This is a genomic window from Chryseobacterium sp. YR221 (assembly GCF_900176315.1).
Lineage (GTDB): Bacteria > Bacteroidota > Bacteroidia > Flavobacteriales > Weeksellaceae > Chryseobacterium > Chryseobacterium rhizosphaerae.
Window position 1 is genome coordinate 382,876 of record NZ_FWXM01000001.1, and the last position, 12,985, is coordinate 395,860.

The 12,985-nt window shown below is 36.4% G+C and carries 12 protein-coding genes; 7 read left to right on the forward strand and 5 right to left on the reverse strand.

Annotation, left to right across the window (positions count from 1 at the left end; all coding sequences use genetic code 11):
* Positions 1–49 precede the first annotated feature (49 nt).
* Complete coding sequence (locus B8967_RS01785; protein WP_047495390.1) at positions 50–952, forward strand: TssN family type VI secretion system protein; 903 nt, start codon at positions 50–52, stop codon at positions 950–952.
* 173 nt (positions 953–1,125) lie between these two features.
* Here B8967_RS01785 and B8967_RS22735 read toward each other — a convergent pair whose 3' ends face one another.
* Complete coding sequence (locus B8967_RS22735; protein WP_143330445.1) at positions 1,126–1,422, reverse strand: hypothetical protein; 297 nt, start codon at positions 1,420–1,422, stop codon at positions 1,126–1,128.
* A 75-nt stretch (positions 1,423–1,497) separates the two neighbouring features.
* Between B8967_RS22735 and B8967_RS22740 the strand changes: the two genes are divergently transcribed.
* Together B8967_RS22740 and B8967_RS01795 are read left to right on the forward strand one after the other, a co-directional pair.
* Complete coding sequence (locus B8967_RS22740) at positions 1,498–2,118, forward strand: hypothetical protein (RefSeq protein ID WP_143330446.1); 621 nt, start codon at positions 1,498–1,500, stop codon at positions 2,116–2,118.
* A 123-nt stretch (positions 2,119–2,241) separates the two neighbouring features.
* Entirely contained in the window at positions 2,242–3,408 is a 1,167-nt protein-coding gene (locus tag B8967_RS01795) for an aminotransferase class V-fold PLP-dependent enzyme (protein ID WP_084084105.1), read from the forward strand.
* A gap of 63 nt (positions 3,409–3,471) precedes the next feature.
* On the opposite strand, the gene blaIND is transcribed toward B8967_RS01795, so the two are convergent.
* Together blaIND and B8967_RS01805 are read right to left on the reverse strand one after the other, a co-directional pair.
* Positions 3,472–4,191, reverse strand: a complete 720-nt coding sequence (gene blaIND / locus B8967_RS01800) for an IND family subclass B1 metallo-beta-lactamase (RefSeq protein WP_084084107.1) — start codon at positions 4,189–4,191, stop codon at positions 3,472–3,474.
* A gap of 189 nt (positions 4,192–4,380) precedes the next feature.
* The gene (locus tag B8967_RS01805) at positions 4,381–5,034 is read right to left on the reverse strand and encodes a metal-dependent transcriptional regulator (RefSeq protein ID WP_047495380.1); all 654 of its coding nucleotides are present in this window, start codon (positions 5,032–5,034) and stop codon (positions 4,381–4,383) included.
* Between the two features lie 241 nt (positions 5,035–5,275).
* On the opposite strand from B8967_RS01805, the gene B8967_RS01810 reads away from it, so the two are divergent.
* The gene (locus B8967_RS01810) at positions 5,276–8,287 is read left to right on the forward strand and encodes a reprolysin-like metallopeptidase (RefSeq protein WP_179140017.1); all 3,012 of its coding nucleotides are present in this window, start codon (positions 5,276–5,278) and stop codon (positions 8,285–8,287) included.
* 65 nt (positions 8,288–8,352) lie between these two features.
* Here the strand turns inward: B8967_RS01810 and B8967_RS01815 are convergent, their stop codons facing one another.
* Positions 8,353–9,111: an IS5 family transposase gene (locus B8967_RS01815; RefSeq protein WP_084084111.1), complete on the reverse strand. Its 759-nt coding sequence runs from the start codon at positions 9,109–9,111 to the stop codon at positions 8,353–8,355.
* 137 nt (positions 9,112–9,248) lie between these two features.
* Here B8967_RS01815 and B8967_RS01820 point away from each other — a divergent pair, with 137 nt between their 5' ends.
* Together B8967_RS01820 and B8967_RS01825 are read left to right on the forward strand one after the other, a co-directional pair.
* On the forward strand, positions 9,249–9,674 hold the full coding sequence (locus B8967_RS01820; protein ID WP_084084113.1) for a hypothetical protein: 426 nt from the start codon (positions 9,249–9,251) through the stop codon (positions 9,672–9,674).
* Between the two features lie 99 nt (positions 9,675–9,773).
* Positions 9,774–10,805: a threonine aldolase family protein gene (locus B8967_RS01825; protein ID WP_084084115.1), complete on the forward strand. Its 1,032-nt coding sequence runs from the start codon at positions 9,774–9,776 to the stop codon at positions 10,803–10,805.
* A 55-nt stretch (positions 10,806–10,860) separates the two neighbouring features.
* Here the strand turns inward: B8967_RS01825 and B8967_RS01830 are convergent, their stop codons facing one another.
* Positions 10,861–11,361: a hypothetical protein gene (locus tag B8967_RS01830; RefSeq protein ID WP_047495365.1), complete on the reverse strand. Its 501-nt coding sequence runs from the start codon at positions 11,359–11,361 to the stop codon at positions 10,861–10,863.
* Positions 11,362–11,529: 168 nt separating this feature from the next.
* Between B8967_RS01830 and B8967_RS01835 the strand changes: the two genes are divergently transcribed.
* Positions 11,530–12,483 carry a hypothetical protein gene (locus tag B8967_RS01835; protein WP_228405983.1) on the forward strand — a complete coding sequence of 318 codons (954 nt, stop codon included), beginning with the start codon at positions 11,530–11,532 and terminating at the stop codon, positions 12,481–12,483.
* The last annotated feature ends 502 nt before the right edge of the window (positions 12,484–12,985 follow it).

The window sequence follows — 12,985 nt, forward strand, 5'->3', positions numbered from 1 at the left end:
TTTATTATATTTACAACTACCAACAAAGTATAAATTCGAAAAGAAACAAATGGAAATTTCTTCAGTAAAGGGTATTTTTTTTAGGTATATTTTAATGCCTTTAATCGCAGTTATTATGATGGTTATACTTGGTATAATCAGGAGAAACAAACCTGCGATAAAAATTAAAGTAATTATTGTATACGTACTTCTGTGCAGTTTATGTCTGGCTATTCCGGGCGTTTTTGGATTTGCCGGAAATTTATTTAATCCGTATTGGTATCTGATTGCACAGGTTGTTTACCTTATTTTAGGGATTATTCATGTTAATCTCCTGCACAAATATTTCAAAAAGCACATAGATTCTCTGGCCATGAGCATTTTATTTGAATCTATACTTTCATTAACGTGTATAGTTTTTGGAGGATTCCTGTTCACCCTGATTTTCAACTGGATGAGTAAGGGTACAGGATATGCGGTGATGGCCGCTACCAGTATACTGATCTTCGTTGTTCCAATGGTATTCTATTACTGTTATATGCAGCTTATCAGTATTCCTTTTGATATTTACAAGACATGGAGATATTCTCCGGATCAGAAACTGCCGGATTTTGAAGGTGCAGATTTTGACAGGTTAATGGTCCTGAATGTTGAATTAAGTAAGAATTTAGAAGATACAAACAGGTTTAGAATTAAAGCCAAAACACTTCCGACAGGAGTTACTTTTGGAGATTGGTTTTATAGAGTGGTAGATGATTACAACCACAAAAATCCAAGTTCTGTGATCCATCTTTCAGATCAGGAAGCTGAACCTTATTATTGGATCTTTTATACCAAGAAATCATTTTTCAGCTTTAGAAAATATATAGATTTTGACCAGGATATTTCTACAAACAGCATTTCTGAGAATGAAGTGGTGATCTGTAAAAGAGTCATTCAGCATGAAGAGGAAGGAGTTTCAAGAAAACCATAATCACAAAAAACTAAAAAGTATTTAACATGATACAGCCTATAAAACATTTTGCAATCAATTGGGTAGATGGGATGAAAGTTTCCCAAAGACACCTTAATGATCAGGATAATTTCTTAATTGACACTATCAGAGATTCCAATTCACTTGGAATTACTACATATAATTACGGACTTTTACCTATCTCCACAGAGATTACAGACCGCACTATTTTTGATGTTCATAATACAGCCACCAATGATGTACAGCTTGTCATCAAGCGATGCAGTGCGGTGACCATGGCGGGATACCGTATTGAACTGACAGACAGGAGAATAAGTGTAAAGTCGTTGGCCAAAACGATGAATGAAGAGCAGGCTGACGGAGATTATTATATTTTGATATCCGTTAACCCTTTTGATAAAGTACCTTTCGGAGATATTGATCCTGAGGAGATTCCACCACGTCATCCTAATGCCCAACCGAATCACCATCTGGAATTACTTCCTGTAACATCGCTTAACAGCAGTTATTCCGGAGGAAATTATCTGATCATTGGTAAAGTTGATTTGAAAGGAAATATTGCACAGGTAGATTCGAATTTCATTCCTCCATGTACTTCTGTTCAGAGTCATCCGGCTTTAGTAGATTATTATGGTAGTTTTGCGAAGTCTATTGGAAATCTGCAGCAATATGCATTTAAGATCATTCAAAAGACCTCTCATAAAAACCAGAATACGGCATTGGCACAGAATGTTAAGTTTCTATGCAGTACAATGGTTAATACTTTTGGAGATATGTATTTCCAGTTTAGAAATATTACCCCTTGGCAGCCCCCAGTATTTTTGATTGAGTCTTTTGCCAAACTGGCTCTTCATTTATACAACGCGACTCAGCTTCTGGTTCCTGCAGAGCTGGAAGAAATGCTGAATTATAGTTTGGAGTGGAGCGAAATTGCACCCCATACTTTATTGAACCAGCTTTCTATTGTAGCTGAAACCAATTATGACCATCACAATTGTGGAGAGCCCTTGCTTTACATCCAGCAGATGCTAAGAAGTTTAGAGACTATTTTCTCTAAATTAAGCGAACTTGATTATATCGGTCAGAGAAAAGAGAATATTATCGTTAATGAACAGGAAGTTTCTACCAACACCAATCCGAAGAGAGGATGGAGTGTTTTAGATTAACATCATCTAATGTAATACAATATTAATCCCGGATGAAAATTCGGGATTTTTTGTGAATGCTGATTATTCAAATTAAAACTATTTGCCGAGTCACTACTTTTCAAATTTATAACGACTTATAGAATGAATCTAGATGCAATAAGACGGGACACTCCCGGGTGTTCAGACAAGATATTTTTAAACAGTGCCGGTTCATCCCTGATGCCTAAGCCTGTTGTTGAAAGAATGGTGGAATATTTATATGAAGAACAGGAGCTGGGAGGGCATACCACGGCAGAGAAAAACATTGAGCCAATCAATGCGTTTTATGAACAGGCTGCGAAGCTGATTAATAGTAAACCTTCCAACATTGCTTTTACGAATAGTGCCACCGATGGGTATGCAAAAGCACTGTCAAGTATATCTTTTAAAGATGGCGACTGTATCATTACCACCAATGATGATTATATATCAAACCATATTGCTTTTATTTCTTTACAGAGGAGATATCGTATCAAAGTGATCAGAGCGGTCAATATGCCGGATAATGAGCTGGACCTTGCGTATTTTGAACACTTAATCCAAAAGCACCGCCCCAAATTAATTGCGGTGACTCATATTCCTACCAACTCAGGGTTAATTCAAAATGTGGAAGGAGTAGGGAAGCTCTGTAAGCAGTATGATATCCTATATCTTGTAGATGCCTGCCAGTCGGTAGGACAGCTGGTTGTAGATGTTACAAAGATGAATTGTGACTTTTTAACGGCAACTGGCCGGAAATTTATAAGGGGACCGAGAGGTACGGGATTTTTATATGTTTCGGACCATGTATTAGCTCAAAAAATGGCCCCTTTATTTCTGGATAGTAATGGTGCTGAATGGACTGCATTTGATGATTATCAGCTCAGTGAAACCGCAAAAAGATTTGAATTTTTTGAAAGATCCAATGCTTCATTGCTTGGGCTTACAGAAGCTTTAAAGTATGCCAATGCGATAGGAATGGTCAATATTGAAAACTACAACAGAAAATTGTCTGAAACGTTGAGAACCCATCTTCTGGATAATGGGTTCAGAATTTTAGACAAAGGAAATCAATTGAGCAGTATTATTACTTTCTGTGAGCAGGATGGAAAGATTGACACCATTCAAAAAATAATAAAGGAGAATAATATTATTTTTAAAGTAAATAATAAAAATGGTGCATTAATTGACTTTACCTTAAAAAATGTAGATCAGGCTATACGCCTGTCACCTCATTATTTTAATACAATGGAGGAAATTGAAAAGGTGTCTGCGATGCTTAAGCTGTAACCAAATATAAAAAGAAAAAGACCTGACAATTAATTGCCAGGTCCTTTTATATAATTTTGAATCTTATTTTTTATTCAGAAGGTCAAGGGTGTGTTCTACATGTCCACCTCCTTTCCATTCATCGTGCCCCGGAATAACCATAATAGCCTTAGAATATTTAGCCTTTAGTTTTTCCATTGTTTGCGGCCATTGCTTTACATTAGCTTCTCCTGTGTACCCTAAATCTACAGCATTTCTGCTTTTTACAAGGCATCCGCCATCTAAAATATTATATTTTGGAAACCATACCACTACATTGTCGGCAGTATGTCCTTCTCCAAGAAAATCTACCACAAATTCTTCTCCGCCTATACGGTAAGGCTTCCCTGTTTTTATGATTTCAGTTGATGTTGCTTTGCCGTCTTTTTTCAGGAGTTCATTTGTTTTTTCTGTAGCATAGGTTTTAATACCCTTGTTGTTATAAAAACTTAAATCTCCGGCTCTGTCTTCATGTGAGTGGGTTGCAAATACAGCAATCACAGGAAGATTATGACGCTTTTGTATGGTGTCCATCAGGCTTTGGTACTGTGTTTTCTGCCATGGAACATCAAATAAAACGACTCCTTTTTTGGTAATAAGATACACTGCATTGGTAGAATATTCCTTTCCCCCAAATACTCCAAATGTTTTGTAAATATACAGGTTGGGTTTAATAGGTGGTTCTATAACAAAATCTCTTACCTGAGCATTGGCAAGCGGGCTTAGCAACATGGAAATAATAAAAAACTGAATGCTTTTTTTCATAATTTTTAGGGTAATAATTAATGTTTTATTGCTTGACGAAAGAAGTGGCAAGCAGAAAGTTTTGCAAACCTAATAAATTTAAAGCACCAAAGTTTTCGTAAAAAAGTATTTAACCGTTTTTTAACAATTTCCAATAAGACTCATAGGACGTGAAAGTCTTGGTTACCTATTTGATCTTTATACCGATGATTATTTTTTTACCAGTATTTTCTCAGTAGCCTTTTTACTGAGTACTTCTGTTTTTCCTTCAATCTCTATAGTTACAGATTTGTCGAAGCTTTCAATTTTAAGAATCTTGATTCTGGTATTGAGAAGAAGTTTTCTTTCGGTAAGGTAGCTTAGAAAAGCATCATCGGAGAGGGTAACTGAGGCGAAAATTACAGTTTCACCCACTTCACAGTTACTCAATCTCTGCAGATCCTGAGCAATGATATTTCCCTTTTTATCCGGAATAGGTTCTCCATGAGGATCAAATTTTGGATAATCCAGAATTTCGTCCATTTTATCAAAGAAAATCTGAGAGTGTACATGTTCCAGCTGCTCCGCAATCTCATGAACATTTTCCCAACCGAAATTCATTTTTTTTACCAAAAACATTTCAGTAAGTCTGTGTTTACGGACTACCAATGCGGCTTCACGTCTTCCATTTTCTGTCACAATCAGAGGCTTATAGGTCTCATAAATGACCCATTTTTTCTCTGCGAACTTCTTCATCATATTATTGACACTCGGCATTTTTACATTTAAAAATTTGCTGAGCTCATTAATCGTTACTTTTCCTTCATTGTCAACTAAATGAAACAGTGCTTTCAAATAATTTTCTTCTGTGAGTGTTGTTTTCAAAATGTTAGATGATTTTCAATACAAATCTAACAAAAAAAAATATTAAAATAAACAGACGGAGAAGATGGAGTTGTTATTTCAACATTTTTGGGAATGATCTTTTTTTGCAGTAAATCACTTAGAATGATAAATATTTATAGTTTTTAATAAAGAGTTATCATTAAATGTAAGTGTTTTATATCATTTTATTCCCTGTATATTGATTAATTATTTATCTTTAATGCTTAAAAAAACTGCAACAATGAAACTAAGAATTACATTCATTTCTATTTGTGCATCTTTCCTTATGAATGCACAGGTATTAAGCCCCCATGGCCTGAGTAGTGATGATCTTCCCGGAACTACCTTTACCTTAAACACGGAAAATTTCAGGAGAAATATTGATGCCAACAGGAAAAATTCGAAAAAAATTAATAATCAGTCTATCGTATTGACTCTTATTGACGGAACTAAAAAAGAATTTATCCTGTCTGAAAATAATCTTCTCAATAAGAGGCTTGATAACATTATAACGTTTGACGGATTTTCAAAAGACAGGCAGGATAAGATAAAGCTTACATTAGTAGGAAATGAAATTTCTGCTATGATCAAGTCTGGTCAGGGATATTATATTATTGAACCTTATAAAACTAAAAAAGGAGAATACCGGATTTATAATTCTTTTGAAATGTTTGGTGAAAAATTTCAGTGTGGAGCTGATGAGAACGATTTCAGAGAAAGCTTAGAGGCGGTAGCCAAAGGGCTGAATGTTCAGAAGTCAGTAACCGGTTTCCCTTATGGAAATACCTTGAAAACATTCAGAATGGCAGTGGCTACCACCGGAGAATTTACCACAGCTCTTGGAAATCAGGATGCCGCCCTTGGAGAATTGGTAGCTATGATGAATCTTATTAACCAGATTTACGAGTCGGAATTATCCATTTCCTTTGCTTTGATTGATAAAACGGTCAATAAAACCTTAATTTTCACCAATGGAGCTACAGATCCTTTTACGGTAGATCCTTCTTTTGCTTCTGCAGCCAACTCACAGGCTGGATTTGATGTTCTCAATACAAACGGAACGCTTCCCTATGCTGATTATGATATTGGACATACCTTCAACATTATGCCGGGAGCTAACGGAAGTGCTCAGGGACAGGCAGGGCCGAGGCCTTGTACAGCCTCTCTCAAAGCGAGAGCCTGGAGCCAGTGGACGCTTTCTATGCCAAAATCATTGTCTGCCAACCTGATTGTTCATGAAATGGGACACCAGTTTGGGGCAGGACATACGTATAATGCTGTAGGAGGAACACCTTCTAGCCCTACATTCTGTACTTCAGGATGGAATGCCGCAGCGGCGGTAGAACCTGGATCAGGATCTACGATAATGGCCTATAAAAATAACTGTACGACGCCTAACGATCAGACGAATACCGGCAATAACGGACTGAATTACTTCCATGCCAAAAGTATTGATCAGGTATTAAATACACTTAGCGTATCTTCTACCTGCTTTAGTTCTGTAGCGGTAGCGAATACACCGCCTTCTGCCAATGCCGGAAATACAGCCATCAGCATTCCGAAAAACACCCCTTTTAAATTGAAAGGAATAGGAAGTGATGCTGAAGACTCCAATTTATCATACACCTGGGATCAGGTAGATGTGGCTACTGCCAATGATAAAGGGGCATTTGGAAGTACAGTCAACGGAAGCGGCGGATATTCTGCAGTAAACAGTACTACCGCTCCTTTGTTTAGATCAGAGCAGAGTACCCTTACCACTGAAAGGTATTTCCCGAAGATGAAATTTGTCCTGGACAATCAGAATACGCCTCCTACCAATGAAGCAGAAGCGCTTCCTCTGGTAGCAAGAACAATGAAGATGAGATTTACAGTAAGAGATAACAGTGTGATTTCAGGAGGGGCAGATTCTGATCAGGTAGTGGTAACGGTGACCAACCAAGGGCCTTTAACGGTGACTTATCCCAATTCAAATGTATCCGTAAATGCGGATTCTAATATCAACGTAACATGGGATGTTAACCAGACCAATGTTTTAAAAAATACGGTCAATATTCTTCTTTCTACGGATGGGGGAGAAACCTTCCCTTATACACTTGCTTCCAATGTACCCAATAATGGTACGGCTGCTGTAGCTTTACCATTCGTTCCGTATACCGATAAGGCGAGAATAAAGGTGACTGCAGTGATTAATGATTTTGCAGAATTCTTTGATGTATCTAATACCAATTTTATTATCAATTCGAACTGTAATGCCTTCCATACGATCATTGTAGAAAATGCAAAGGTGGTAACGGCCGCTCAGGGCAGCCAGCAGGCTAATCTTAATTTGCAGCCACAAACACCATCCAGTGATATTTATAATGCTAAAACGCTGACTTTTGATGCAGCTAATATGGGCCCGGAAAACTGGTATATCTACAATCAGACTCAAACAGCTCCTCATTTGCTTGTGTCGGGTTCCAGCATGCTTCCTTTTAGATTTAAGGTGACAGAGACCGGAAGCTATACGTTGAGCTATCCTTCTCCAAGTGGAGTAGCAGTGACCATCTTTAAAGGAAATCAGACCGGAACAGCCAATTTTGTGACGTCAAATGCTGTTTATTCCGGAACAGGTACCAGCTTTACCTATTACAGATCATTCAGTGCCAATTTGGAAAAAGGGGTGGAATATCTTGCCACTACAAGAAATTTGAGTAGTACGCCTGCAGGATCCAGTGTGGTTCTTAGTACTTCGGGGCCTGGGAAATTCTATAATATTATTGATATCCCTGCCGGGGTTAACTATACGTATGCAGCGATTAATTCTGCTAACAATACTATAATTAGCACCAATGCTACTGCAGACTTTACATCATTACCGGTGGGAACCTATACGGTGCAGGGAATTTCATTTACAGGAGCTGAAAGTGCATTGCTTAATAAGACTATCGGTCAGCTTACACAGAGCAAAGTGTGTTACCAGCTAAGTACCAATAGTGTTACTTTAATTATTACTGCAGCTTTGGCCACCCGTGATATCGTTAAGAAACAGATCGGGTTGGTTCCCAATCCTGTAAAAGATTATCTTCAGATACATAGTGATGAGAAAATCACTCATTATGAAATTTATGATGCTTCAGGAAGATTAATGGATGCTAACAGTGTAATAAATTCCGAGATTAATTTTTCAAAATTTACTGCCGGAGTTTATATGTTGAAGTTGCTACATAACAAAACCTTGATCAACCAATCTAAAGTTATCAAGAAGTAAATAGGAAATGAAATTTAAAAAGGGTTATATTTATATAGCCCTTTTTTTATATAACCAGAGCCTGTTTAAATTTTATTCAGTAATAATTTTATTGCAGATAATTTGACCATATTTTCAGAAGATTCCATTAGAAGCTCATAATTCCGGCATAACCTCCTGTCATTATCAAACCATGAAAATGTCCTTTCAATAATCCATCGTTGATGGGTAGATTCAGACTCATGATGTTGTTTACCATTCCTTATCACGGTTTGAATAATACAACTAAATTTAATTTTTATTTCTTCAACGATATCTCCTCTGTACCCTCCATCTGCCAGGATGAGCTGAAGGGGAATCAATAAATATTGGAGTGTTTTCATCAGCAATAAAGCCGCTTTACTGTCGTGCATATTGGCTACACTTACCATTACAGCTAATAAAAAGCCATTTTTATCTACCACAACATGCCTTTTAATGCCTTTCACTTTTTTATTTCCATCGAAGCCATTAAGCGAACGATTATTTCCCCAGCGTACACTTTGGCTGTCCATAATTCCTAAACTTGCTTCAGCTTTCTGGCCTCTGTTTAGCCGTACTTTTTCTCTTAATTTTGATAGTAATAAATCGAAAATTTCAAGATTGGCCCATTTTGAATAATAGTAATAAACCAATTGCCATTTAGGGAAATCTGATGGCAGTAGCCTCCATTGGCATCCGGTTTTTACAATGTAACTGATCGCATTCCAGATAATTATAAGATCATATTTTCGTTTTCTTTCATCAAAATTCAATGTTTTTTTTATAAATTGCCACTGAGCTTGAGTTAAATTAGTTGGGTACATGGTTAGTTTTAGTTTTTATAACTCTAAAATGACAATTTTTATCCAATTTTTAGGCTTAGTTTTTTTTATTTTACGTTTTTAAACAGGCTCTATGACTACTTTTTTTATATTCTGAAAATAACATCTGAAACCAATAAATGAAAAATATTATAATATTCTTATTGTTTAACTTGTTCTACCATGTACAGCAACAACAGAGTTTTGTTTTTGCTTTCAATCCTAAAAAATTCATTCAGGAAAATAAATTGAAAGAAATCACTGATAGGGAAGTTATTTTTAATCTGTATGATATTTATGGTAAGGAAACAAAATATATAACGAGTAATAAAACCACAGATATTCTGAGAAAAGCAGGAATCTACAGTTTTAAAGGAAAGTCTGAAGACGGGACAAAACTCATCACACTGACCATTGCTTCCGGCAAACTGAGTGGGGCTTATCTGGAAAACGGAAAATCTTATTTTATTGAACCTTTCGATAAAAACTGCAAAAAGAAATATAAGATCTATATAAAGCCTGAAGGAAACTATCAGGTGGGGCAGCCAAATGATTTTGTACCATAAAACATATCATTCCGAAAGTTGTTTCGGAAGCCTGATATTTCTGATATTTTAACTCTTTTTCATAGGGATAATATTATTACATTTTTTTAATTTTACTCTATGAAATTTTCATTTAAAAACGATTATTCTGAGGGATGTCACCCTAATATATTACAGACCCTTTTACAGTGTAATCTTGAACAGCAGGCTGGCTATGGAGAAGATGAGTATTCATTAAAAGCTAAAGAACTCATAAAAGAAAAAATAAAAAAAGCAGATTCAGAAGTCTATTTAGTTTCCGGTGGAACGCAGGCTAACCTGATTGTTATTTCTTCCATTCTAAAACCTTATCAATGTGCTATTTCCGCATCCAGCGGACATGTTTTAAATAATGAAACCGGGGCTATTGAAGCAACAGGGCACAAAATATTAAGCATTGAAACGGAGGATGGCAAACTAAGGCCGTCCGATATTATTCCGGTGCTGGAAAGCCATAAAAATGTACCCCATCAGGTAATGCCGAAGCTGGTATATATTTCCAATTCTACAGAACTCGGAACCATTTACCAGGCTAAAGAATTAGAAGAGCTTTCAGATTTTTGCAGACAGAACCGTTTATACCTGTTTATGGATGGAGCGAGGCTGGGACACGGACTTACTTCAGAAATCAGCGACCTTACCCTGGAAAGGGTAGCGGAATTAACGGATATCTTTTATCTTGGAGGTACTAAAAACGGAGCATTGATAGGTGAAGCTATCGTGATTAATACGATAAGCCTTCAGGAAGATTTTGCATTTAATATCAAGCAGAAAGGCGCTTTACTGGCAAAAGGAAGACTTTTGGGAATCCAGTTTTTAGAGCTGATGAAAGATGATTTATATTTTGATCTTGCAAAGCACGCCAATCAGCAGGCGATGAAAATCAAAAATGCATTCCGCAGCAAGGGTGTTCAGTTTCTTGCAGATACCTATACCAATCAGATTTTCCCTATTGTAAGCAATGAACTTATAGAGGTACTGTCTGAAAGTTTTGATTTTTTTGTTTGGAAAAAAGTGAACGAAGACTTCTCTGCAATCCGTCTCATCACTTCCTGGAATACAGGAGATGATGCTGTGAATAGTTTTATAGAAATTATAAACAGAGAATTATAAAACATAAAAAAAACAGCCCCAAAATCAGGGCTGTTTTTTTATATATCAGAGACCATTATTTTAGGCCTTTATTCACTGCCTTACAATCTGCTGTATTCAGTTTTTGTCCATCCTGATAGCTGATCTTCTTTTCATCAGCATATTTTGAATGTCCGTCTTCTTCCTTATGATCCCCAATTCCCTCTGTCAATGTATTGTCTTTCTGTAGGAAGTAAATATCCCTTTTGCTTTTTTTCCCTTCAGAGGCAAATTCATAAGTCAGTTTCAACGTATCTCCGGATTTAAAACCTGTGACATCACCTTTTGAGCTGTCTTTTTCACTGTTTTTATAAGATAATTTCCCAATGATTGTTCCTAAATTATCATCAATAGAAGCAAAAACACTGTCTTTTCCGGTCACACCTATATAACAGAATGATTTGGGGCCCAGCGTATCTACTATCGGTTCAGCTACCGCAATGGTATCTGCTTCCGTTTTAGGAGCAGGAGCTTCTGTTTTCTTATTACAGTTGATCAGAAATGCCGAAACAGCACTCAGTAATATTAATTTCTTCATATCCTCAGTTGTTTAAATCAAATTTGAACTGCTAAATTAGTGATACTATTTATATATTAAAGAATATTATAGATAAATAAGAATATTTTTCAAAAGTTTAAAAAGATCACTGACTTGGGCACGGAAAATGATTCATAGTATATTATTTTTAAATTCATCACGATGACAATGACCACAAGAATACTGGGATTAGGAATAGTATGGCTAGGATTACATTTTTTAATGGGACAAACGCCCCAAAACTATATTTATACCTCGTCGGGAGATCTGCAGAACATTGAGAAAATGATTGTGCGAAAAGATATTGGAGGAGTGCAGATTGTCTATAACTGGAGAGCACTGGAAACATCAAAAGATGTTTATGATTTTTCGGGTATTGAAAAAGACTTAGCTTACCTGACTTCTTTAGACAGAAAGCTTTTTATCCAGCTTCAGGATCGGTTCTTCGAACCTCAGGCAAGGTACGTTCCCGATTATATTTTAAATGAAAAGGTATATACCGGCGGACTGGCTGCCCAATATGACAATCCGGGTGAGAATAAACCCGTAGGAAGTGGTTGGGTCACCCAGCAATGGAACCCTGCAGTTCGGGAGAGGTATCAGAAACTGATAGAAGCGTTGGCCAAAAAGTTTGACGGAAAGATCCAGGGCATTAACCTTCCGGAAACAGCCATCGATATTGATATGAAAAAAGATAAAACAGGTTTCAGCTGCGACACCTACTTTCAGGCCGAGCTGGATAATCTAAAGTTTGCAAGGAATGCTTTCAAACAATCTTATGTTTTACAGTATGTCAATTTCTTTCCATGTGAATGGGAAAACGATCATCAGTATATGTCCCGCTTATTTGATTTTGCGAGCAAAAATAATATAGGATTGGGAGGGCCGGATATTGTTCCCAATAAAAATGCCCAGATGAAAAATTCTTATCCATTCTTTCATCAGTATAAAGGAAAATTACCATTGGTAGCCATGGCCGTTCAGGAACCCACCTTAACATATAAAAATCCGAAAACAAAGAAACCTTTTACCAAAGAAGAATTTGTAAGCTATGCTCAGGATTTCCTGGGGGTCCATATTATATTCTGGAGTGTAGAATCTCCATGGCTAAAAGGATCATGAATGTTATTGGAAAAGAGAGACCGGTAATTTATAATAGACTAAACGTTTTATTTTTCATTCCGTAGGAATCCAAGCGCAGTAGATAAGGCCCTTCTTGTAACCACAAAAGTCACAAAAGTTTTTAAACACTTAAGTTATTAAAGTTTCCAGCTTTGCGTATATAAAGTACACTTAAGTTCTAAGAAAATCTTTGATTTTCATCTTAAGTGTACTTACTTATGTACTATTCTTTTAAACTTGCTAAAGTGTACTAAAGTGTTTTAAATATTTGCAATGTTGAGATTTATATAGAGTGGTGTATGATATGTTCTGTTTGTCATTCCGTAGGAATCCAAGCGCAGTAGATAAGGCCCTTCTTGTAACCACAAAAGTCACAAAAGTCTTTAAACACTTAAGTTATTAAAGTTTCCAACTTTGCGTATATAAAGTACACTAAAGTTTTAAAAAAATCTTTGATTTTTTCACTCTCCAACTCTCCAACTCTCACACCCTCACACCCTCA

Bases quoted from the DNA above. Each gene is read 5' to 3' on its own strand.
- B8967_RS01785 (WP_047495390.1), top strand. From the start codon at position 50: ATGGAAATTTCTTCAGTAAAGGGTATTTTTTTTAGGTATATTTTAATG.
- B8967_RS22735 (WP_143330445.1), bottom strand. From the start codon at position 1,422: ATGGTGATTCGGTTGGGCATTAGGATGACGTGGTGGAATCTCCTCAGG.
- B8967_RS01795 (WP_084084105.1), top strand. From the start codon at position 2,242: ATGAATCTAGATGCAATAAGACGGGACACTCCCGGGTGTTCAGACAAG.
- blaIND (WP_084084107.1), bottom strand. From the start codon at position 4,191: ATGAAAAAAAGCATTCAGTTTTTTATTATTTCCATGTTGCTAAGCCCG.
- B8967_RS01810 (WP_179140017.1), top strand. From the start codon at position 5,276: ATGAAACTAAGAATTACATTCATTTCTATTTGTGCATCTTTCCTTATG.
- B8967_RS01815 (WP_084084111.1), bottom strand. From the start codon at position 9,111: ATGTACCCAACTAATTTAACTCAAGCTCAGTGGCAATTTATAAAAAAA.
- B8967_RS01820 (WP_084084113.1), top strand. From the start codon at position 9,249: ATGAAAAATATTATAATATTCTTATTGTTTAACTTGTTCTACCATGTA.
- B8967_RS01825 (WP_084084115.1), top strand. From the start codon at position 9,774: ATGAAATTTTCATTTAAAAACGATTATTCTGAGGGATGTCACCCTAAT.
- B8967_RS01830 (WP_047495365.1), bottom strand. From the start codon at position 11,361: ATGAAGAAATTAATATTACTGAGTGCTGTTTCGGCATTTCTGATCAAC.
- B8967_RS01835 (WP_228405983.1), top strand. From the start codon at position 11,530: ATGACCACAAGAATACTGGGATTAGGAATAGTATGGCTAGGATTACAT.